This is a genomic window from Cognatishimia sp. MH4019 (genome assembly GCF_020177595.1).
Lineage (GTDB): Bacteria > Pseudomonadota > Alphaproteobacteria > Rhodobacterales > Rhodobacteraceae > JAHTBL01.
Genome location: NZ_JAHTBL010000001.1, coordinates 306,827 through 328,481, shown reverse-complemented (window position 1 = coordinate 328,481; position 21,655 = coordinate 306,827). Strand labels below are relative to the sequence as shown.

The window sequence follows — 21,655 nt, the reverse complement described above, 5'->3', positions numbered from 1 at the left end:
TTATTGCGAGACGCGGGGGGATGGGCGGCGGAAGATCTCGCGGAACATGCCGGGGGTCAAGGCGGAAAGCGGATTGACCGCGACCTGCGGCTCGGACGGGTCACCAGACAAGGTGAAATTGAAGCCGATTAGACCTTCGCCGCGCCGGGTCAGAAAACTGCCGATCCCGTTCAGCAGATAAAGTGGCGAAAAAACCCCCTGCATGTCCATTTGACTGGTCGCTGGGCGATAGGTGCCATCCATCGAGATGCCCAAAGACGGCCCCGTAGCCGAACTTTCGGTGACAGCGATGACATTTGGCGTCAGCACAAACTTGGCATCCACATTTGTAAAAAGCACCCCTTGGTTGGCCATTTGATCCAGCAAGCCGACAACCGAAACGGCACTCAGCAGATTGGCCAGCGCCGGTGCATTTTGCACACGGGTTTCTGTGATCGTGAGCGTGCCGTCGTATTGGCCGTCTGCCGCGCGTGGGCGCAGGATAAGGTTCAGATCCCCTCCACGTGCCGAACGGATCAGCCGCGCATTGCCCATCACGCGGCCAGCATCGTTTGAAGTGATGCGCACGGCGGTGCCATTGCGATCGGGCACAACCGTGCCTTGGATCGGCGTCGAGCCGCCATTGACGTTCGCCCGGAAATTGCCGTTGAAGCCACCCGCCGCACTGAACTGGCCTCGCAGATTGGTCAGGCTGATCCCGTCTGAGACCACGAGCTCGTTCAATGCCAGATCAATCGGGCCACCGCGTCCGGTGCCTTGACCCAGCTTGGCACGGCGCAAGTCCATGGTGCCCGCCGTGATCTGGACCGCTGGAGCCGCACCGCGACCGCGCCCGATCAGCGTCACAGGCGCGTTCAGCCAATCACCGACGCGCACGCTGTCAAAACTGGCCCGCTGGAACACACCCTCTTCGCTCACAACAATACGCCCAGACGCGCTCAGCCCCGGAGCCGACAGGCTGAGCGCGTCGATCTCAAGCGGTGTACCGAGTCGCCCGCTGATCGCCAGTTCGCCACGTGCTGCGGCGGGTTTGGCCCAGTTCAAAGACGCAAGACGAAGGCTTGCCCCGCGCAGATCGCTGGTCAGGCGAAAACTGGGCGGCGCGCCTTGCGGCAAGCTCAGCGCCAAATCACCGCTCGCCCGCCCCGAAAGGGTGTCGGGGGGCAGATCAATGCGAAACTCATCAAGAAATTGTTGCGACAGCTCGATTGCGGCTGTGACCGTGGGGGCCGCCGCCTCTGGCCCCAATGGCAGTCGGAAGGTGCCGCTCAACGGCACTTCGCCCAGTCGCGCGTCACCGTCGATCACGACAGCGTCGGATGTCACGGTGATCCCCAAAAGCTGGGCGGCCAGCGTGCGGTCCTTGACCAGCGTTGTGCTGCGCAGGTTCGATACCGTGCCGGTCGCCGCGTATGTCACTTGCGATACCGGTAAGTCCTTTTTCAGTGGTAACGACAAATCAATGGTTGCGCGCGCGCGTCCATCGGCCAGATCAACAGGCAAATCGGCTTTCTGCAGAAAGCCGAACGGCTCTTCATCCAGTAGCGACAGCGTGGCGGTGACCGTGGCATCCGTGTTCAGCTGGATTGATGCCTGCGCGGGTTTGCGCCTGATGTCCGCGACTTCAAACCGAGATCCGGTCAGCTGGATCGCGCCCCCCCGCGGAGCCTGCACCTGGCCTTGATCGACACTGACGACAAAACGGTTGTCCGATAAAAGCGCGCGGCCCACGCCGTCCGTGATCGGCGGCAGCGTGTTCATGAACCGCACAGAGGCGTCCTCGAACTCCCACCCGACACGGAAATGAGGCACCTCACCGGCGCCTGCACGCAGAACAGCCTGCACATTGTGCAACCGTCCCTCGGTCACATTCTGCGCCACCCATTCGCGCGTGCGCGCAACTTGCGTCGAGGGCCAGATCGCTGTGACAGCTTGCGGCGTGATCTCGTCACCAAAGGCGTTCAGCGCAACGGACCAGCCGTCCGGATCGGCGGTCACCAACGCATCGCCCGTCAAGCGTGTCGTGTCCGATTGCAGCATGAACTGCCCCACCTCGACCGAAAACGGGTCGAGCTTGAGCCGAAAGTCAATCGCGCTTTGGCTAAAATTCAGCGCCTCGTCAAAGAAGTTATCCGGGTTGGCCTGCAGCTCTGTCAGTTGGAATTGACCCAGCAGAGTTTGCGGCAAGCCGTTGCGAAATTCCTTCATGTAGGCGCGGCCGGTTCCGGTGACATTCACCATCTCGCTGCGCACACTGACAGTGTCGAAAGACAAGGTGTTGGCGACCGGGTCGAATGTGAAATACGTCTGTGCGCTGTCAAATTTGACCGGGCGCGTGGCTTCGGTCGGCTGCAAGGCACCAGCTCCGAAATCAAGCGTGCCAAAAAGCGGCCCCGTCAGCCCATCCTCGTTCAAAGACAACCGCATTGCGCCGGAAATCGGGGCCTCCAGCGCACTGAGCCACGTCAACGCTGGGACCTGTGTGGCAATATCCTGCGCAGGCAGTGTGTCGATATTAACCGAGATGTCAGAGGCGACGCTGTCAAGCCGGGTGTCATAACTCAGCTCAACCGTGGAGGCGTATTCGCGCCCTGTCAGCAAGGCCAGATCGGCGCGCAACCGCAGTTCTACCCCGTCCCGTTCCAGTTCAGCCCGCCCTCCATCGACCACCCAAAACTGGCCCGAAAGCGCATCTTCATAACTCAGCGTCAGACCGCTCAACTGGACCCGCTCGAGATTCTGCGCGGCATCAGTCAGGAAAATCTGCTCAACGCTTTCCAGCGCTTGCAGCAAGCCGCCCGCCTCGCCCAAAGGTGCGTCACCCTCACCGAAGGCAAAGGCGAATTGTCCGTCCGCGAAACGCCGCAAGGTCAGACGACCGCCCGTCAACGTCACGTTGGTGACGCGCAACTGACGCGACAGCAAAGGGCGTCCGGCGATCTGAATATCGGCATCGGCCAGTGCCACCATCGGGCGGCCGGCAGCGTCGCGCAGCAGCATGTCCTCAAGTCGCAGGTAAGGCTCTAGACTGTCATTCACGCCAATCAGGATGCGCCCGAAACCGATCTCTGCCTCGGGGATTTGATCGCTTAACACCCGCTCGACCCGGTCGCGCACCCAATCGGGTGCCGTGATCGGCCGCCCGATCATCGCAAAGGCCGTCACAGCCACCGCGCCGAAAAACACCATAAACGCGACAAGAACGATCAAACCGCCCCTGCCGCGACGACGGGGTGTCTTTTCTGGTGTCGGGTCCGGTTCAGACCCGTTATCCTCGGGCGTACTGCTCATGCCTTTATCTTCGCGCGGCTGGCCCTAAAACAAAACCCATAACTGATGAACAAAGGATCACGCTCTCATGACTGATATTGGCTCCGCCGCTCCGGACTTCACCTTGCCCCGCGATGGCGGTGGCGAGATCACGCTTTCGGCGCTTCAGCCCAAAGCCGTGGTTCTCTATTTCTACCCAAAGGACGACACGCCCGGTTGCACCAAAGAGGCAATCGCCTTCACCGAGCATTTGGCCGCCTTTGACGAGGCAGGCGCGGTGATCCTTGGCATCTCGAAAGACCCGGTCGCCAAACACGACAAATTCGTCGCCAAGCATGATCTGAAAGTGGCTCTGGTTTCAGACGAGGAGAGCGACGTCTGCGAGCGCTATGGCGTCTGGGTCGAGAAGAACATGTATGGCAAGAAATACATGGGGATTGAACGCGCGACCTATCTGATCGACGGCTCCGGCAAGATCGCGCAGGTCTGGCGCAAGGTCAAAGTCCCCGGCCATGCCGAGGCCGTTCTGGACGCGGTCAAGGCCCTGTGAAATCCCTGACCGAGATGGCTTGCGACGTGCTGCAAACCGCCGATGGTGCCACAAAAACGGCGCTGTCGCGGCGGTATGCGGCCCAGTGGTTTGCCGCACGCGACGCAGGTGATCCGGTCGAAATTGGTCGCGGTGCGCCGCCCTTGCGCCCCGCGCGCCCTGAAAAGCCGGAGCTTCTGGACCCGCGCGACGTTCCGCGCCGCAAGCCGGGATCAGTCGAAGGGCGGCAAGCGATCCTCCACGCGGTTGCGCATATCGAACTGAACGCGGTCGATCTGCATTGGGACCTGATCGCACGGTTTGGCCATATCGAAATGCCTCTTGGCTTTTACGATGACTGGGTGAAAGCCGCAGATGAAGAATCTAATCATTTCAATTTGATATGCGCCTGTCTCGAAGAACAAGGCAGCCATTATGGCGCACTGCCCGCCCACGCCGGGATGTGGCGCGCCGCCGAAGATACGAGCGACGATATCATGGGCCGTCTGGCGGTGGTTCCGATGGTGTTGGAAGCGCGCGGCCTAGACGTAACGCCTGGCATGATCCAGATTTTCAAAAGCGCCAAGGACGCCGATACGGTCGCGGCACTTGAAGTGATCTATTCCGAAGAAGTGGCCCATGTCGCCTATGGTTCAAAATGGTTTCACTTCCTTTGCGGTCGCGAAAATCTGGACCCCAAACCGCTCTTTCACAAGCTGGTCCAGCGGTACTTTCGCAGCCCCCTCAAACCACCATTTAACGAGGAAAAACGGGCTGATGCCGGCCTCCCACCAGATTTCTACTGGCCCCTTGCCGAGGCACGGTCCTAGGCCTCGCAGCTGAACACATGTTCAGATCGGCAAAAATTTGCCGATTTCACAGCCTTATGGCGACGAATTGCCGTCAATTGCCCGTTTTTCTTGCAGCAGACTCCTCTACAAAGTAACACCCGTGCAACACACCGCCGGGGGAGCGGACCGTTGTAAAACTGGGATGGGTCACGGGACAAACATTTTGAAAACGCGACTGATACACAAATTGCACCGCGCGCTCGAGCGACGGTTGCCAGAGAAACGCTTGTTTCTGAGATCAGACACCGAAACGCGCTTCATCCGTCTCAAACCGGAAACGCAGCTGATCGGTCTTATGGGAAGCTCCCTGCTGGTGGCCTGGACGATCATCGCGACAGCGATTTTGCTCATGGATAGCATCGGCGCAGGCAATTTCCGCGATCAAGCCAAGCGCGATCAGATGGTCTATCAGGAACGCCTGAATGCCCTGTCCTCCGAGCGCCACATGCGCGCGGAAGAGGCTCTGGCCGCACAAGACCGTTTCAATTCTGCGCTTGAGCAGATCTCGGTGATGCAGTCCGAACTGCTTGCCTCGGAAGATCGTCGCCGCGAGGTCGAGACGGGTCTTGAGGTTGTGCAGAAAACCCTGCGCCAAGTGATGGTTGAACGCGATCGCTACCGCGACGAGGCACAAACGCTTCTGACCGCGATGGAAAGCGGCGAAGGCGGCACCAGCAGCGTTGGCAGCTCTGAGATGGAAGCGACGGTCGCCCTGCTCTCATCTGTGTTGCAAGATACCGCAAGCGAGCGCGACACGACGATTAGCGACGCGGCAGATGCTTTGGAGCAAGCCGAAGTTCTGACTGAAAAGCTCGCAACGATGGAAAAGCGCAACGACGAGATTTTCCGCCAGCTTGAAGAAGCGATGACTGTCTCCGTCAAGCCGCTCGACAAGATGTTCCGCGCGGCCGGCATGAATACCGACAGCATGCTGAACCAGGTGCGTCGCGGCTATTCCGGTCAAGGTGGCCCTCTGACGCCGCTCAACTTTTCGTCCATGGGGTTTGAGCCCGACGCCGATAGTGAACGCGCCAATCGCATCATCGAACAGATGGATCAGTTGAACCTCTACCGCATTGCGGCTCAGAAGGCGCCCTTTGCAACGCCTGTGAAATCGGCTTTCCGCTTCACCAGCGGCTTTGGCTATCGTCGCGATCCCAAGACAGGTGGTCGGCGGATGCATAATGGCGTCGATTTCGCGGCCTCTAGCGGCACACCGCTTTATGCGACCGCTGACGGCGTGGTCGTTCATGCGGGCTGGCAGTCCGGTTACGGGCGCCTCGTCAAAATTCAGCACGAGTTCGGGATCGAGACCCGCTACGCCCATCTGTCGAGACTTCGCGTAAAAGTGGGCCAAAGGGTCTCGCGCGGGGATCGCATCGGTGATATGGGAGCTTCTGGACGTGTGACCGGTGTTCATCTGCATTACGAAGTGCGTGTGGGCGGCAAACCGGTCAACCCGATGACATATATCAAGGCAGCGAACGATGTTTTCTAAAAGCAAAATCAACGACCCCGCCCCCGGCACGGCTGCAGACAGCGCAGCGCCTGCCAAGTCTGACGCGCCCGCCGCGCCCAAGAAAGAGTTTCAAGCCTCTGCGCCAAAGGCAAAACCGCCCGCATCCGTTCTGTCATCTGACCTGACGGTGACTGGCAACCTGAAAACCTCAGGTGATATCCAGATCGAAGGCCAGGTTGATGGCGACATCCGCGCGCATCTGCTGACCGTTGGCGAAGGTGCCACCGTGCGCGGCGAATGCATCGCCGATGACGTCGTAGTCAATGGCCGCGTCGTGGGCCGTGTGCGCGGCCTCAAGGTTCGGCTGACCTCCACGGCTCGGGTAGAAGGCGACATTATCCACAAGACCATCGCCATCGAAAGCGGCGCGCATTTCGAAGGATCCGTGCAGCGTCAGGATGATCCGCTCAACGCCGGATCCCCTAAGACAGCGCTCAAGACCGACGCGCCCAAGGGCTAGTCAGCCTCATCAAAAAGATAAAACAACGCCGTCTCCTGCACCGGAGGCGGCGTTTTCTTTTGTCCGTAAATACCTGAAAACCGTCCTCACCTACCCACAGATTCGCCGGGGCTAGAGTGCCAAATAAAGGATCACATGCGCGCTTGCGCGCTCAATTGGATGAGATTTGCCGGTAAAGATGCCATGTGGCGTGACCGAAAAGCGGCAAGGTCACGAACAGCCCTAAAAAGAGCGGCACCAGTGACACCAGCGTCACCGACGCAATCAACAGCGCCCAGATCAAAAGCGGTCCGGGGCTGCGTTGCACAACCCCAAAGCTGGTGATCATCGCCGTGACAAAATCCACCTCCCGGTCCAGCAAAAGCGGCAAAGAGATTACGGTGATCGCAAAAAGCAACGCCGACAGCGCCGCACCCACTGCCGAGCCCACGGCGAGCATCATCAAGCCGTTCGGGGTCAAATAAACCTCGAAGGACGACGAGATATTCGTCATCGTCGATAGCCCCAGGAACAGCGCAAAAATCATATGAGCGATGAAGAACCAGAATAGGAACACCATGATGATGATCGCGCAAATCGATGGCAATTGCCGGTTGCGCTGATAGGCCACCACCCCAAGAATGCCGCGCCAATCCAGCGCGCGGTTTTGCTCCAGACGGCGGCTGACTTCATAAAGGCCCACAGCGGCAAACGGCCCGATCAGTGGAAAGCCGATAGCCGCAAAGATCAGCCAGTATGCCTGGCCCGTGATCCGTGTCACATACAGCATGATCAAGCCCGCCAGCACATAGATGCTGGCAAAGAACAGCCCAAAGACCGGCGCTTTCATGAAATCACGCCATCCCCGGCGCAAGGCTGTTGCCAGCATTGAGGTGGTCACCGGGGTCAAGTCCGGCACTCCGAGGGGCGGGCTTTTGTAGATTGCGTCCGGCATGGCAGGCTCCGTCACTTTTACAAAGCCTAGGCGACAGAACCGGTTTGCGGCAAGGGGCTAGTGTCGCGTCAGCTATCAAGCCCGGGATTTTCGAAGCGCGCGAATGTCACTTTGATCGGGGCGCGGGCCGGTTGGAATCGGCGCCCGCCGCCGTCTCTTCAGGGTCTTGTCGGTAAAGATGTGAAAGACACCAAGAACCAGCAGGAATTTTGCCTAAGCCGCAGAAAGGTTGCTGGCATTCAACCACATCTCAAAAGCGCCATGCGGGTTCTAGTCTTCCGCGTTCGCCTCAGCGCGGCTTTTGCCAGCCACGTCCTGCGCCAGAGTGGCGGCCATGAAGCGATCCAGATCGCCGTCCAGAACGCCGCTTGTGTCTGACGTTTCCTCGTTCGTGCGCAAGTCTTTAACCATCTGGTAGGGTTGCAGCACGTAGGACCTGATCTGGTTGCCCCAGCCCGCATCACCCTTGCTTTCATGGGCCTCGTTGATGGCCGCGTTCCGGCGATCCAGCTCCATCTGATAGAGCCGCGATTTCAGCGCTTTCATAGCAATGTCGCGGTTCTGGTGCTGCGATTTCTCGGAACTGGTGACGACGATACCCGTAGGCTCATGGGTGATCCGCACGGCGGAATCGGTTGTATTGACGTGCTGACCACCTGCCCCGGAGGAGCGATAGGTGTCGATGCGGATATCTGCCGGATTTACCTCGATCTCGATATTGTCGTCGACCACCGGATAGACCCAGACCGAACTGAAAGATGTGTGCCGCCGCGCCGCACTGTCATAGGGCGAGATGCGCACAAGGCGGTGCACGCCACTTTCGGATTTCAGCCAGCCATAAGCATTATGCCCGGAAATCTTATATGCGGCAGACTTGATCCCCGCCTCTTCGCCCGGACTTTGGGACTGCAGCTCGACCTTATAGCCTTTCTTTTCAGCCCAGCGGACATACATGCGCGCCAGCATCGACGCCCAATCGCAGCTTTCGGTGCCGCCCGCGCCCGAGTTGATCTCAAGGAAGGTGTCATTGCTATCCGCCTCGCCGTTCAAAAGCGCTTCCAGCTCTTTCTCGGCGGCTTTGACAACAAGCGCTTTCAAGGCCTCCTCAGCCTCGGTGACGACATCGGCATCGTCTTCCATCTCACCCAATTCAATCAGCTCAACATTATCCGACAGCTCTTGGCTCAGCGCTTTGTAGCTGTCCATGGCATCCACAAGCGTCTGGCGTTCGCGCATCAGCTTTTGCGCTTTCTCGGGATCGTTCCACAAATCGGGATCCTCGGCCATCGCGTTGAATTCTTCCAAGCGATGCTCAGCGGACTCCCAATCCATGCGCTGGCGCAGCAAGGTAAGTGATTTTTCGATCGCCTCAACAGCGTTTTGAGCCTCAGCCCGCATGGTCGTAATCCCGTCAGATGTCAGGGGGAGGATGTAGCAACGCGCGCGCGAACCGACAAGGCGTCACGCGCGCCGCCGCTTAGTAAAGCCCACCAGAGCTGAGCGTGCCAAAGCTGGCCTTGGGTGCCACGCGCGCCTTTTCCCCGGTCGAGGTCGTGACTTCGCGGATGCTATCGCTGTCGCCACGACCAAAGAGCGGCAGGTCCGCGGCCATCGCAAAACCGCCGTCAAAGGTAATGCCAAAGACCGGCTCTTCGCCGTCGCGGAAATACTCGGCCACGACATTATCGCCAAACGCGTCATCCGACAGGCGCGCGCCGGTAAACCGGTCGATCTTGATAAAGCGCCCGCCCGGGGGCACTTCAAACTCGCCACCACCGTATTTCTTGGTCGCTTCTTGCATGAACCGCGTGAAGACCGGACCGCACATGCCGCCACCCGACGCGCCGCGTCCCAAGGTGCGCGGCTGATCATAGCCAATGTAACAGCCCGCCACGATGTTGCTGGTAAAGCCCACAAACCAGACGTCCTTGGCGTCATTCGTTGTGCCGGTCTTGCCCGCTGCTGGCACGGGCAAATTGACCGTGCGCGCCGCCGTTCCACGATCCACCACGCCTTTCATCATCGAGGTCAACTGATAGGCCGTGATCGCGTTAATCACCCGCTCCCGGTCCGAGATGATGCGCGGCGCAAAACCCGGGTCCAGTGAGGCAACACGGCAATCCTCGCAGGCGCGGGTATCGTGCCGGAAGATGGTTTTGCCGTAGCGATCTTGCACCCGGTCCACAAGCGTTGGCTGCACCCGTTCGCCGCCATTGGCAAACATCGCATAGGCAGCAACCACCTTGTAAAGCGTGCTCTCCTCCGCGCCGAGTGCATTGGACAAGAACCGGCTCATCCGGTCATAGACGCCAAACCGCTCTGCATAGTCAGCCACCACATCCATTCCGACCTCTTCGGCCAGACGAATGGTCATCAGGTTTCTGGATTGCTCAATCCCGGTGCGCAGCGGTGTTGGGCCGTAAAAGCGGTTCGAATAGTTTTTGGGCCGCCACAGGCCCTGCGGTGTGTTCAGCTCAATCGGGGCGTCGACAACGATGGTCGCAGGCGTATAGCCACTGTCCAAAGCGGCGGCATAGACGAAGGGCTTGAAGGCAGAACCCGGTTGCCGCAGCGCCTGTGTCGCACGGTTGAAGACCGAATGCTGATAGCTGAACCCGCCTTGCATTGCGATCACCCGGCCCGTGTCCACGTCCATCGCGACAAAGCCGCCCTGCACTTCTGGCACCTGCCGCAAAGTCCAGCGGATAAAGCTGCCATCCTCGTCATTGGTCATGCGCCGCACATGCACGACCTCGCCCACGTCAAGAAGATCACCCGCTACCTGCGCCGTGCGCCCAAGCGAGCCATCCTCATTCAACTTACGCGCCCATTGCACATCATTTGCCGGAATGAAGTGACCATCATCGTCCTCGGGAACACCTTCAATCCCGATCCGCGCATCATTTTCGCCGACCTCCAGCACGACAGCCGGATGCCATTGGTCTTCCAGATCAATATCACGCGCAATGCGGACATTCTCCAAAGCGGCACGCCACAAGGTCTCGTCGCCCAGCACCTCGGGCTCCAGCGTCTCGCCAGTGCCACGCCAGACACCCCGGCTACGGTCGTACTGCTCCAACGCTAGACGCAGCGAATTGGCGGCGACACCCTGCATCTCTGGGTCAATCGTGGCCCGCACGGTCATGCCGCCGGAAAAGAACTCGTCCTCACCGAAGTCTTCGCTTAACTGGCGGCGGATTTCATCGGTGAAGTAATCGCGCGGCGGCAGGGCTTGCTTGAAGCCTTCATAATCGCCGTTCTGAACGGTCATCAGTGGGGCTGCCTGCGCGGATTGATACTGCGCCTCGGTCAAATAGCCGTTTTCGAACATCTCGCGCAGCACGAAATTGCGGCGCTGAGTGGCGCGTTCGATCCGGCGGACCGGATGATAGGTCGAGGGTGCTTTCGGAAGGGCCGCAAGATAGGCCGCTTCCTCTGGAGCCAAGGCCGCAAGCGGCTTGTTGAAATAGGTTTGCGAGGCTGCCGCTACGCCGTAACTGTTCTGGCCCAGGAAAATCTCGTTCAGATACAGCTCGAGGATCTGGTCCTTATTCAGCGTGTTCTCGATGCGTGTGGCAAGGATCAGTTCCTTGATCTTGCGCTCAACGGAGCGATCTCCGGAAAGCAAGAAGTTTTTCATCACCTGCTGCGTGATGGTCGAGGCACCGCGCACATTCTCTCCGCGCGAGCGTACCGCGTCGATCAGCGCAGACATCATCCCGCGTGCATCATAGCCTTGATGCTGGTAAAAATTCTTGTCCTCGGCCGAGATGAACGCGTGTTTCACCAGATCGGGGATTTCCTCGGACGCCGCGAAAAGACGCCGCTCCTTCGCAAACTCATCGATGATGCGCCCCTCGCCCGAATAGATCCGGCTGATCGTCGGCGGCGTGTACTGCGCAAGGCTCTCATGGCTGGGCAAATCGCGGCCATAGATCCAGAACACGGCCCCAAGGCTTAGCGCACCGAACAGCATGCCCAGCGTGAGCCATGAAAAGATCGCTCCGAAAAAGCCTAAGATAAACCGTATCACGCGCCTGCATCCTTGGTTTGGTTGCCCTCCTATACGCGCGCGCGCGCAAGGCGTCAAAACGAGAAGACGTGATCGGCTGCGGTTTCTTGCCCACACCACGGCCTTGGACGTAAGGTCAAACCATGCGTCCTGATGATATCCTGCCCACCTATGAAAAAGTCGGCCCCGCCTTTGCAGCAAGCCGCAATTGCGAGCCGTGGGAAAAGCCGCTTCTGGATTGGCTGCTGCGCAAAGCGCCCGGCCCGAAATTGCTTGATATTGGTTGCGGCGGCCTGCCCATCGCGCGCTATCTCGTTGAACAAGGCGCGCAGGTGACGGCTATGGATGGCGCGCACAGCATGGTCGCCCTGTGCCGTGAAAACGTGCCGGACGCGACAGTGCTGCACGCTGATATGCGCGCCTTCGATCTTGGAGCACTGTTTGATGGCCTGATCGCCTTCAACTCCTTTTTTCACTTAAGCCCCGCCGATCAGACCAAAGCCTTTGCCTGCTTCTTGGCTCATGCAAAGCCAAGCGCCAGTCTTATCCTGACCACAGGGCCGGAAGCAGGCGAAAAAGTTGGCGCGGTCGAAGGCGAGCCGGTTTATCATGCCAGCCTCTCGCCTGCAGACTACCGCGCGTTATTTGCCAAACACGGCTGGCAGGAACAGGCGTTTCTGCCCGAAGATCCCACCTTTCGCGGTCATACCATCTGGCAATTGCGAAAAAACTAGGCTTTCGCTTTTTCGAAATATCCTCGGGGGGTCTGGGGGGATGAAATCCCCCCAGCGGGTGGTGTGAGCGGGGCAAAGCCCCGCTCACGGCGATTTGACGAAGCCAAAGCGCAAAACCTCACTGCCGGATCAGCCGTGCCTCGGCCGCATCGGCCACAACCCAATCCACCAGTGCCGCCGCAATTCCCGAAGCGGCTTGTGCCCGCCATTCGGGATCAATCAGGTTTTCGAAATCAGACGGGCTGGACATGAAACCCAACTCAACCAGCACCGAAGGAATATCAGGCGCTTTGAGTACCGAAAACGCCGCCTGACGGCGCGGGCGATTGTTGATCTCTCCCACCGCATTGCGCAGTTCACGCACCAACGTATCGGCCAAACGGTCGGTGCGCGGGGCCGTTTCCAATCGGGCTAGATCCATGAGGATCGTCGCAATCTCATCGCCTTGCCGGGTCAAATCAATGCCCGCAAGCAGATCCGAGCGGTCATGCCGTTCAGCCAATTGCGCCGACGCCGCATCACTTGCCTCATCCGCCAGCGTATAAACGGTTGCACCTGTGGCCACCCCTTCGGCAACCGTATCGGCATGCAGCGAGATAAACACATCCGCCTGCACACGATGCGCCATGGCTACACGCGTTTCCAGCGACACGAAGACATTCTCATCGCGGGTCAGGCGCACATCGAAATTGCCCGCGCGCAGCAGCGCCTCTTTCAATTCGCGTGCAAAGGTCAGCATCAGCACGGCTTCACTGACACCATTGCGCTCGGCACCTGGATCAATCCCTCCGTGTCCGGGGTCCAGCAACACAATCACCGCGCGGTCACCTTGCTGGCGCTGCTTGGCCAGTGGTTTCTCTGGCAAGTCGGGCTGCAAGGCCCATTCCGGTGTTGTGGCCGCGCCAGCCTGCTCCGCGAACGCCTCAGACGAGGTTTCGCGCAAGCGCACATTCAGGACCCCGCTTGCGTCTTCCTGCGAGACGATCATTCCTGCTTCAAAAACTGCCAAAGGTCCTGTCAGATCAAGTACCATACGTGACCAGCCGGGGCGGAACGGGCCGAACCGCGCTTCTGACACTCCGTCAGAATTCAGGAACACTTCGTTCCGCATCCCGTCAAACAGCACTTCGCGAAAATCCATCACCAGCCGGGGCGGATCATCAACGGTGAATACGCGGTAGGGCACAGCCTGGCTCAGATGCAACTCGACCAGCACATCACCGCCACGGTCTTTGACCTGACTTTGCGCGACATCCACACGCGCCAAACCGCCAAAGCCTTGCGCAATGGCAGCCTGCGCGCAAAAGAGCACGCCAAGAATTGCAATTATTCGGATCATCGAACCGCTCGATCCTGTTTTTGTTATGCGGCAACCTAGCTGATTTGCGCAGGCCTGTCGATTATCCCCGCGCGGCCATAAACGCTTTGAGACGCGCCAGCCCTTCACGGATATCCTGCGTGCTGCGCGCATAAGAAAACCGCAAGGTCCCTGCCCCGCGCGCGGCATCGAAATCCAGCCCCGGCGTGACAGCAACGCCAGCCTGTTCCAGTATCTCTGCTGCAAAGGCCCGGCTGTCATCGGTCAGATGGCTGACATCGGCATAAACGTAGAACGCCCCATCGGGCGGCGCGATCTGGTCAAACCCCGCCTCGGGCAGACCTTCAATCATCAATCGGCGGTTCTCTGTGTAAACCGCAAGGTTCGCCTGCAACTCCTCGTCACACTCCATTGCATGAAGGGCCGCGATCTGCGCCGCATGGGGCGCACAAATAAACATGTTCTGAGCCAACCGCTCGATCGTGCGGACATGATCAGGCGGCACGACCATCCAGCCCACGCGCCATCCCGTCATCGAAAAATACTTCGAGAAGGAATTGATCACATAAACATCATCGCTGATCTCAAGCGCCGAGACGGCTTTGGCTTCATACTCGATACCGTGATAAATCTCGTCGCTGATAAAAGCAGCGCCTCGATCATGTGCGCATTTGATTAAAGCGGCCAATTCAGGCTTGCCGAGCATGGTGCCGGTCGGGTTCGCAGGCGAGGCCACCATCAACCCTTGGAAATCGACCGCTTCCAGATCAGCAGGAGTAGGTTGCAGCCGCGCCGCTTCTGCGGCTTCGACGACGATCGGTTCCAGGTCAAGCGCTCGCAGGATCTGGCGGTAGCTGGGATAGCCCGGCGCCCCAATGGCAACCTTCTCACCACCGTCAAAAAGCGCCGTGAACGCCAGAATAAAACCACCCGACGAACCCGGCGTGATGACAACGCGTGCAGGGTCCAGATCAACGCCGTACCAATCGGCGTAAAGTTGCGCGATCCGGGCGCGCAATTCCGGCAAGCCCAAAGCGACTGTATAGCCCAGCTGGCCTGTCTCCATCTCAGCGGCCAAACCGTCCCGTGCGCCTTTGGGCGCTGGGGTTCCAGGCTGGCCGACCTCCATATGGACGATGTGACGCCCGGCCTCTTCGGCGCGTCTCGCGTCCTCCATCACGTCCATCACAATAAAAGGATCGACATTGCCGCGTCTTGAGTTCCGCATCTTTGTCCCTAAGCTGCCCTCCATGAGGTTCTTTCAAGCCAGCCCCCGCCCGTCAATGGTTCTTGCCTTGCTCTGCGTGATGCTAACCGCAATGCTGTCGTTTGGCGCCCTGTCGCCTGCCAAGGCCCAAGGCCTGATCCGCGACGCCGAAATCGAACGCGGCTTGCGCGAAATCTCGGCACCGATCCTGAATGCCGCCGGCTTGTCGCCTGCCCGCGTGAAAGTGCTGCTGATCAATGACAGTTCGCTGAATGCCTTTGTGGCCGATCCCAACCATATTTTTGTGCATACCGGGCTGGTCCTGCGCATGAAGCGCGTCGAAGAATTGCAAGCCGTCATTGCCCATGAGGCCGCACATATTTCGAACGGCCACCTAACGCGTCGGATGGCTAATATGAAAGCCGCACGGCGCAATGCGCTGCTGGGTCTGGCCGTGTCACTGGCCGCCGGGGCCGCCAACCCGCAAGCGGGCGCTGGTCTGGCCATCGGTTCGCAAGAAACCGTGCGCCGTTTTTTCTTTGCCCATACCCGCGCCGAAGAAGCCGCTGCCGATCAATCCGCCGCGCGCTACATGGCGCGCGCCGGGGTGGACCCATCGGCTGCGGTCGACGTGCTCAATATCTTTCGCGGGCAAGAGGCGCTTTCTGTCGGGCGTCAGGATCCTTACACGCGCACGCACCCGCTGACCCGCGACCGTATTCGGGCCATGCAAGGCGCCGCTGCCGCCTATAAGGAAAACGCGCGCGAGGACCCTCGTGCACAAGCGTGGTTCAGTCAGGTCCAGGGCAAGCTCAGCGCATTTCTTCGTGCGCCCGGCTGGACACTGAACCGCGTGAAACGCAACGACACCTCCGCCAATGCGCTGATGCGTAAAGCCGTGGCCTATCACCGCAAACCCGACCGCAAGCGGGCCTTTGCAAACATCAACGCGCTGGCGCAGGCGCGGCCCAATAACCCCTACGCTCACGAGTTGCGCGGCCAAATTCATCTTGAGAACCGCGATTTCGGCACTGCCGTGAACGCCTATGGGCGCGCGGTGCAACTGGCCCCGAACGAGCCGCTGATCCTTGCAGGCTACGGGCGTTCGTTGCTGGCGCTCAACACAGCCGACGGCAATCGCCGCGCCTTGCAGGCGCTCGAAAAATCGCGCCAGCGTGACCCATTGAACCCCCGCATGCTGCGTGATCTGGCACAAGCCTACGCAAAAGCGGGCAATAATGGTATGGCCTCGCTGACCACCGCCGAGCGCTATGCGTTCTCAGGCCGGCTGAAAGATGCCGCCGTTCACGCCAAACGCGCCGAAGGCCTTTTGCCGCGCGGCTCGGCCCCTTGGCAGCGTGCGCAGGATATGATCTTTGCGGCACAAACCACGAAGCGATGAGAGGACTTTCCATGAAACGCACCCTTCTGACCGGCCTTGCGGCCTCTCTAATCGCAAGCCAGGCCACCGCGTTCGACGTGGCGACGATGAATGATGCCGAACGTCAGGCCTTTCGCGCCGAAATCCGCTCCTATCTGATGGAAAATCCAGAGGTGCTGATGGAGGCTTTGGGCGTTCTTGAAGAACGTCAGGCAGAAGCCCAGGCACAAGGCGATGTCAACCTGATCGCCACAAATGCAGAAGATCTGTTCAACGATGATCATTCCTGGGTCAGCGGTAACCCAGAAGGCGATGTCGTGATGGTCGAGTTTATCGACTATCGCTGCGGGTTTTGCCGCCGCGCGCACCCGGAAGTCACCGAACTCGTGGACACTGACGGCAATATCAAACTGATCACCAAAGAATTTCCGATCCTTGGCGAAGCCTCGGTAATGGCGTCTCAGTTCGCTATCGCGACACTGCAAAAAGCAGGCCCCGAAGCGTATGAGCAGGTGAACCAAGCGCTCATCACGATGCGTGCGGATATCACACCAGAAAGTCTGGACCGTCTCGGGCAGGAGCTAGGGCTCGATACATCCCAGATCATGCCACATATGCTGAGTGACGAGGTGCAGACGGTCATCGCCGATAACCGCGCGCTGGCGCAGCGCTTGCAGATCAATGGGACGCCGAGCTTTGTGCTCCAAGACCAGATGCTGCGCGGCTATGTGCCATTGGCGCAGATGATGGAATTGGTCGATCAGAAACGTGCCGCGAACTAATCCGTGCCACGCGCCAGTGCCACAGGCGTCGAAGCCTTCGGCGAGGATGTTTTGAAAAAGCGAATGAGGGTCGCGCGAAAGACCTTCAAGAAACAAAGCCGTTAACCTTAATGCTGGGTTAACGGCTTCTTTTGTCTCTAAATACCTAAATTCCGACTTAACAACTTACTCTGCGGCTTGCTCAGCAGCGGCGGCGTCTGCCTCAAGCTCAGCAGCTTTTTTCTCCACCTGCTCGACGATGTGCTCGATCATGCTGTCATTGTCCATCTTGTGGCTTTGTTTGCCACCCAGATAAACCATGCCGGACCCTGCCCCGCCGCCAGTCCAACCGACATCCGTCATCAGTGCTTCGCCAGGGCCGTTCACGACGCACCCGATGATCGACAGGCTCATCGGGGTTTTGATATGTTCCAGTCGTTTCTCTAGCGCTTCGACCGTTTTGATCACGTCGAAGCCTTGCCGCGCGCAAGACGGACAGGAGATGATGTTCACACCGCGATGCCGCAAGCCCAAAGATTTCAGGATCTCGTAGCCGACTTTGATTTCTTCAACCGGGTCAGCCGACAGGCTTACACGGATTGTGTCGCCTATGCCCATCCACAGCAGATTTCCCAGACCAATGGCTGATTTGATCGTGCCGGAGGTCAGTCCACCCGCCTCGGTAATCCCCAGATGAATTGGCGCGTCTGTGGCTTCGGCCAATTGCTGATAGGCCGCAGCCGCCATGAAGACGTCAGAGGCTTTGCAGCTGATCTTGAACTCGTGAAAGTCGTTGTCCTGCAGGATCTTGATGTGATCGAGACCGCTTTCGACCATCGCGTTGGGGCATGGCTCCCCGTATTTCTCCAGCAAGTGCTTTTCAAGCGAGCCTGCATTTACCCCGATCCGGATCGAGCATCCGTAGTCGCGTGCGGCCTTGATCACCTCTTTTACACGGCTTTCGTCGCCAATATTGCCGGGGTTGATCCGCAGGCAAGCGGCTCCGTTCTCGGCCGCCTCAATTGCGCGCTTATAGTGGAAGTGAATATCGGCCACGATGGGCACAGAAACGTTCGACGTAATCTCTTTCAAAGCCAGCGCGGACTCGCGATCCGGGGCCGAGACACGCACGATATCGGCACCCGCATCCACGGCCGCATTAATCTGCTCAATCGTGGCTTTGACATCCGTCGTCAGCGTGTTTGTCATGGTCTGCACGGTGATGGGTGCATCGCCCCCCACCGGCACTTTGCCAACCATGATCTGGCGGGATGTGCGGCGATAGATATTGCGCCATGGGCGCACATGGTTCAGCGACATTTGGACGGCTTTCCTGTCAAGCTGGGTTTACAGTCTGATAGCGCAGTTGAACCGTTGGAGCAACGCTGATCACTCGGTAATCGGAGCTGCCACTTCGGCCACATCCACCAACTTAGCAAGGTCAGGATTGGCGGCAATATCTGCGACAGTATAGCTCTCTTTCAAGGCCTCGCGATCCAGCGCGACATCGCGAATGGTCGACGTGCCTTCCCCGGCAGGGCCGTAGACATCACCATTCACCTTGAAATAGAGCGACCCGGAATTGCCCGCACGTAAGCTGGGCGGCAATTCGGTGGCAGGCAGCACGTATTCCTCGCCTGCATCGAGGATCTTCTCAAAAATGACCGAGTCGTCTGCGGCTCGCACACGCACCCAAACAGGGTTCACTGCCAGCAAAGCCACTTCCGGCACAGGGCCTTCGACAACTTGCACAGGCGGGGCAAACTCTTCGGGCAACAGACCAGCGGTCGCCACATTCGGTACGTCAGGTGCTTCTTCGGCAAAGCTGCCGATGGTGCGCGGATCAAGCGTTGCGATGGGCGCATCGCGCGCCGTCATGACTGGCACGTCCAAAGCCTGCGGGCGGTAGAGCCGGTCGAGCGCTTCGTTTGTGGCGATCACATCGGGCGCTTGATCAGCGATGACGGGAGCAGCCTGTTCGGCCAGCGGATCAAGTGTAGCCACAACGGTCGGCGTCTGCTCAACCGGGGCAAATTGCACGCGTTGCACTTCCTGCAGAACCGACCAGCCACCATAGCCAATCGCGCCGATCAGGGCGAGCAGGACCAGCGACGAGCCAACCGCACCGGGTTCGATCCGGGCCAGAACCCCCTCGCCTTTCGGCGTGAAAGGTGTTGCGGGTTGTTCCAGAAAATCGCGCGGACCAGTGGCTTTCTCGGGAACCGAGTCGATGCGCGTCACCGACGCGCTGGCCGACATGCCATGGGCCGTCTGAAAGCCGCTTTCCTGACAGAAGGTCGTGAAAGCCCATTCCGGGTCCAGTTCCAGATAGCGCGCATAAGAGCGCACATAACCTGCTATGAAGCCCGGCGTCTCGAATGCAGAAGGATCAGTATTCTCAATCGCAGAGATATAGGCGGCTTTGATTTTCAGCTCACGCTGCACATCAAGCAGGGATTTTCCCATCGTGGCCCGTTCACCGCGCATAACATCCCCGAGAAGCAACGCAAAATCGTCGAAACCTTTCGGCTCGACGTTTGTCGTCTCGGAAAGGGGCGGTGATTTACGCCCGATCATGTGCCTGTCCCAACTGCCACTTATTGCCCCGTCCTTCTGCCTCGACTCACACCGTAACAGAATTGACGCAAAATTAACATCCGTGCGGAGCGAATGCACCCGCAATCAAGGGTTACACGGCAATATCGGCGCGATTTAGCGCACAATGCGACCAAAGATCGTCCAAAGCAGAGACAAGTGCATCCATTTCAAGCGGTCCATGCACAGGAGACGGCGTGAAGCGCAACCGCTCGGTGCCGCGCGGCACGGTCGGGAAATTGATCGGCTGCACGTAAATTCCGTGATCTTCCAAGAGCCTATCGGACAGCATCTTGCATTTCACCGGGTCGCCGACATGCACAGGAACAATGTGACTGCCGTGATCCGTCACGGGAAGTCCCATCATTTTAATACGTGTTTTCAGAATTTTTGCCTGCGTCTGATGTGCATCGCGCAGCTTCTGGCCTTCTGCGGTTTTCAAAAACGCAACCGACGCGGCAGCGCCTGCCGCCACCGCAGGCGGCAGCGAGGTCGTAAAGATGAACCCCGGCGCATAAGACCGGATCGCGTCGCACATCTTGGCTGAGGCAGCGATATAGCCGCCCATCACACCGTAGGCCTTAGCCAAGGTGCCATTGATGATGTCAATGCGGTCCATCAATCCATCACGTTCCGCAATGCCTGCACCGCGCGGGCCATACATGCCCACCGCGTGCACCTCGTCGATATAGGTCAGCGCACCGAACTCATCTGCGATATCGAGGATCGCTTCGATCGGGCCAAAATCGCCATCCATCGAATAAATCGACTCAAACGCGATCAATTTGGGCGTATTGGCCGGGATCGCCCTGAGCTTGGCGCGCAGATCGTCCAGATCATTGTGCTTGAAGATCGCCTTTGCACCACCATTGCGGCGGATGCCTTCGATCATGGAGGCATGGTTCAACCCGTCACTCAGAATCACCAGGCCGGGAAAAAGCTTTGGCAGAGTCGACAGCGTCGCGTCATTGGCAATATAGGCCGAGGTGAACAAAAGCGCCGCCTCTTTGGCATGCAAGTCAGCCAGCTCTGCCTCAAGCCGTTTGTGATAAACGGTCGTGCCCGAGATATTGCGCGTCCCGCCAGAACCCGCTCCGGTCGCATCCAGCGCTTCGTGCATTGCTTCCAGAACGCAGGCTTGCTGGCCCATCCCCAGATAGTCGTTGCCGCACCACACGGTGACCGGCTGCTGAGACCCATCAGGCTTGCGCCACATCGCATGGGGAAAATTGCCTTTTTCACGCTCGATATCAATGAAAGTACGATACCGACCTTCGTCGTGCAAACGTTGCAGGGCGGCGTCCAGATGGGCGTTTACGTCCAAGGTCTTCTCCGTTTGGCTATCGCCACATCTGAGCTGTGGCTGGAGGGCTGCCAACGCATATAGTGCGTTGAATATAATGTCAGTAGAGCACGTTTTGACGCGGCTCTTTGCGCTGGATCAAATGGCATGGGTTATTCTGAAAGAACCACCGTACAGTCACCCGCCTGTGCAAGCACTTCGCATTGGCTGGTTGCGGTTCCGGGTGCGGCAGGATCCGTTGCAACAGCGAACAACCCTGTCGACGGAGAGACCGCCATCGCCTTGGGGCTTTTCGCCTTTCGGTATTCGCTGCCAAAGGCTTCCGTTGCGTCGCCACTCAGGCTCAAGGCACGACCACCTTCCCATCCTTTGGGACGCAACTCCGCCACGACCTCGCACGCATTATCACTGGTACGTTGCGCTTTGCAGCCCTTGATCGCAGCCGCGCGCGCGGCCGTCACATCGTGAAAGTTGAACGCACCCGTCAGGCTTTCCGAAAGCAAGCCATCCTCTGGCGCAAAAGCAATCGCGCCGTAATACTTCTGTTGCTGAGCGATCTGGCCCAGCACAGCTTTGTCTTCTGCACTCAAAAACGGCAAATCCAGCACCACGATCTCAACCGGACCGGGCTTGAACAATGCCTTGCGCGCATCCTTACCTGTCAAAGGTGCAGCTAGTGCGGCACCCGCGATCAAAGCCAGTGCGCCTGCCAGATATGCTCGTTTCATCCTGATCCCCCTTCACGTCGCGCCAACATAATCCAGCCCATTGGACAGCTCAA

17 protein-coding genes are annotated in these 21,655 nt (G+C 58.9%); 7 read left to right on the top strand and 10 right to left on the bottom strand.

Going from position 1 to position 21,655, the window contains the following annotated elements; genetic code table 11:
- On the bottom strand, nt 1–3,291 hold the full coding sequence (locus KUW67_RS01560) for a DUF3971 domain-containing protein (RefSeq protein WP_224823504.1): 3,291 nt from the start codon (nt 3,289–3,291) through the stop codon (nt 1–3).
- 67 nt (nt 3,292–3,358) lie between these two features.
- Here KUW67_RS01560 and bcp point away from each other — a divergent pair, with 67 nt between their 5' ends.
- The 4 genes from bcp to KUW67_RS01540 all read left to right on the top strand — a co-directional run bounded on the left by bcp (nt 3,359) and on the right by KUW67_RS01540 (nt 6,629).
- Nucleotides 3,359–3,820, top strand: a complete 462-nt coding sequence (gene bcp / locus KUW67_RS01555; protein WP_224823503.1) for a thioredoxin-dependent thiol peroxidase — start codon at nt 3,359–3,361, stop codon at nt 3,818–3,820.
- A 14-nt stretch (nt 3,821–3,834) separates the two neighbouring features.
- Entirely contained in the window at nt 3,835–4,629 is a 795-nt protein-coding gene (locus tag KUW67_RS01550; protein WP_224823806.1) for a ferritin-like domain-containing protein, read from the top strand.
- 184 nt (nt 4,630–4,813) lie between these two features.
- Complete coding sequence (locus tag KUW67_RS01545) at nt 4,814–6,148, top strand: M23 family metallopeptidase (protein WP_224823502.1); 1,335 nt, start codon at nt 4,814–4,816, stop codon at nt 6,146–6,148.
- A complete protein-coding gene (locus KUW67_RS01540) occupies nt 6,138–6,629 on the top strand; it encodes a polymer-forming cytoskeletal protein (protein WP_224823501.1) in 492 nt (163 codons plus the stop codon). The genes KUW67_RS01545 and KUW67_RS01540 overlap by 11 nt, the downstream gene beginning before the upstream one ends.
- 151 nt (nt 6,630–6,780) lie before the next feature.
- Here the strand turns inward: KUW67_RS01540 and KUW67_RS01535 are convergent, their stop codons facing one another.
- The 3 genes from KUW67_RS01535 to KUW67_RS01525 all read right to left on the bottom strand — a co-directional run bounded on the left by KUW67_RS01535 (nt 6,781) and on the right by KUW67_RS01525 (nt 11,596).
- Entirely contained in the window at nt 6,781–7,563 is a 783-nt protein-coding gene (locus tag KUW67_RS01535) for a DUF2189 domain-containing protein (RefSeq protein WP_224823500.1), read from the bottom strand.
- Between the two features lie 270 nt (nt 7,564–7,833).
- On the bottom strand, nt 7,834–8,961 hold the full coding sequence (gene prfB / locus KUW67_RS01530; protein WP_224823499.1) for a peptide chain release factor 2: 1,128 nt from the start codon (nt 8,959–8,961) through the stop codon (nt 7,834–7,836).
- A gap of 79 nt (nt 8,962–9,040) precedes the next feature.
- A complete protein-coding gene (locus tag KUW67_RS01525; protein WP_224823498.1) occupies nt 9,041–11,596 on the bottom strand; it encodes a PBP1A family penicillin-binding protein in 2,556 nt (851 codons plus the stop codon).
- A gap of 122 nt (nt 11,597–11,718) precedes the next feature.
- On the opposite strand from KUW67_RS01525, the gene KUW67_RS01520 reads away from it, so the two are divergent.
- Nucleotides 11,719–12,309 (top strand): trans-aconitate 2-methyltransferase, encoded by a 591-nt coding sequence (locus tag KUW67_RS01520; protein ID WP_224823497.1) that lies wholly within the window; start codon nt 11,719–11,721, stop codon nt 12,307–12,309.
- A gap of 118 nt (nt 12,310–12,427) precedes the next feature.
- Here the strand turns inward: KUW67_RS01520 and KUW67_RS01515 are convergent, their stop codons facing one another.
- Both KUW67_RS01515 and KUW67_RS01510 read right to left on the bottom strand, forming a co-directional pair.
- Nucleotides 12,428–13,648 carry an N-acetylmuramoyl-L-alanine amidase gene (locus KUW67_RS01515; protein ID WP_224823496.1) on the bottom strand — a complete coding sequence of 407 codons (1,221 nt, stop codon included), beginning with the start codon at nt 13,646–13,648 and terminating at the stop codon, nt 12,428–12,430.
- A 61-nt stretch (nt 13,649–13,709) separates the two neighbouring features.
- On the bottom strand, nt 13,710–14,855 hold the full coding sequence (locus KUW67_RS01510) for a pyridoxal phosphate-dependent aminotransferase (protein WP_224823495.1): 1,146 nt from the start codon (nt 14,853–14,855) through the stop codon (nt 13,710–13,712).
- 22 nt (nt 14,856–14,877) lie between these two features.
- Between KUW67_RS01510 and KUW67_RS01505 the strand changes: the two genes are divergently transcribed.
- Entirely contained in the window at nt 14,878–16,236 is a 1,359-nt protein-coding gene (locus KUW67_RS01505) for a M48 family metalloprotease (RefSeq protein ID WP_224823494.1), read from the top strand.
- Between the two features lie 11 nt (nt 16,237–16,247).
- The gene (locus KUW67_RS01500) at nt 16,248–16,997 is read left to right on the top strand and encodes a DsbA family protein (protein WP_224823493.1); all 750 of its coding nucleotides are present in this window, start codon (nt 16,248–16,250) and stop codon (nt 16,995–16,997) included.
- Between the two features lie 165 nt (nt 16,998–17,162).
- Here KUW67_RS01500 and ispG read toward each other — a convergent pair whose 3' ends face one another.
- From ispG to KUW67_RS01480, 4 genes are all read right to left on the bottom strand, one after another.
- Entirely contained in the window at nt 17,163–18,296 is a 1,134-nt protein-coding gene (ispG, locus tag KUW67_RS01495; protein WP_224823492.1) for a flavodoxin-dependent (E)-4-hydroxy-3-methylbut-2-enyl-diphosphate synthase, read from the bottom strand.
- Between the two features lie 69 nt (nt 18,297–18,365).
- Nucleotides 18,366–19,553: a helix-turn-helix domain-containing protein gene (locus KUW67_RS01490; protein ID WP_224823491.1), complete on the bottom strand. Its 1,188-nt coding sequence runs from the start codon at nt 19,551–19,553 to the stop codon at nt 18,366–18,368.
- A 112-nt stretch (nt 19,554–19,665) separates the two neighbouring features.
- Nucleotides 19,666–20,895 carry a 5-aminolevulinate synthase gene (gene hemA / locus KUW67_RS01485; protein WP_224823490.1) on the bottom strand — a complete coding sequence of 410 codons (1,230 nt, stop codon included), beginning with the start codon at nt 20,893–20,895 and terminating at the stop codon, nt 19,666–19,668.
- Between the two features lie 131 nt (nt 20,896–21,026).
- Nucleotides 21,027–21,602 (bottom strand): 5-aminolevulic acid synthase, encoded by a 576-nt coding sequence (locus KUW67_RS01480; protein WP_224823489.1) that lies wholly within the window; start codon nt 21,600–21,602, stop codon nt 21,027–21,029.
- Between the last annotated feature and the right edge of the window lie 53 nt (nt 21,603–21,655).

Coding starts and splice junctions, on each gene's coding strand:
- KUW67_RS01520 (WP_224823497.1), top strand. CDS start 11,719: ATGCGTCCTGATGATATCCTGCCCACCTATGAAAAAGTCGGCCCCGCC.
- KUW67_RS01515 (WP_224823496.1), bottom strand. CDS start 13,648: ATGATCCGAATAATTGCAATTCTTGGCGTGCTCTTTTGCGCGCAGGCT.
- KUW67_RS01510 (WP_224823495.1), bottom strand. CDS start 14,855: ATGCGGAACTCAAGACGCGGCAATGTCGATCCTTTTATTGTGATGGAC.
- KUW67_RS01490 (WP_224823491.1), bottom strand. CDS start 19,553: ATGATCGGGCGTAAATCACCGCCCCTTTCCGAGACGACAAACGTCGAG.
- prfB (WP_224823499.1), bottom strand. CDS start 8,961: ATGCGGGCTGAGGCTCAAAACGCTGTTGAGGCGATCGAAAAATCACTT.
- ispG (WP_224823492.1), bottom strand. CDS start 18,296: ATGTCGCTGAACCATGTGCGCCCATGGCGCAATATCTATCGCCGCACA.
- KUW67_RS01550 (WP_224823806.1), top strand. CDS start 3,835: ATGGCTTGCGACGTGCTGCAAACCGCCGATGGTGCCACAAAAACGGCG.
- KUW67_RS01500 (WP_224823493.1), top strand. CDS start 16,248: ATGAAACGCACCCTTCTGACCGGCCTTGCGGCCTCTCTAATCGCAAGC.
- KUW67_RS01505 (WP_224823494.1), top strand. CDS start 14,878: ATGAGGTTCTTTCAAGCCAGCCCCCGCCCGTCAATGGTTCTTGCCTTG.
- bcp (WP_224823503.1), top strand. CDS start 3,359: ATGACTGATATTGGCTCCGCCGCTCCGGACTTCACCTTGCCCCGCGAT.
- KUW67_RS01535 (WP_224823500.1), bottom strand. CDS start 7,563: ATGCCGGACGCAATCTACAAAAGCCCGCCCCTCGGAGTGCCGGACTTG.
- KUW67_RS01480 (WP_224823489.1), bottom strand. CDS start 21,602: ATGAAACGAGCATATCTGGCAGGCGCACTGGCTTTGATCGCGGGTGCC.
- KUW67_RS01560 (WP_224823504.1), bottom strand. CDS start 3,291: ATGAGCAGTACGCCCGAGGATAACGGGTCTGAACCGGACCCGACACCA.
- KUW67_RS01540 (WP_224823501.1), top strand. CDS start 6,138: ATGTTTTCTAAAAGCAAAATCAACGACCCCGCCCCCGGCACGGCTGCA.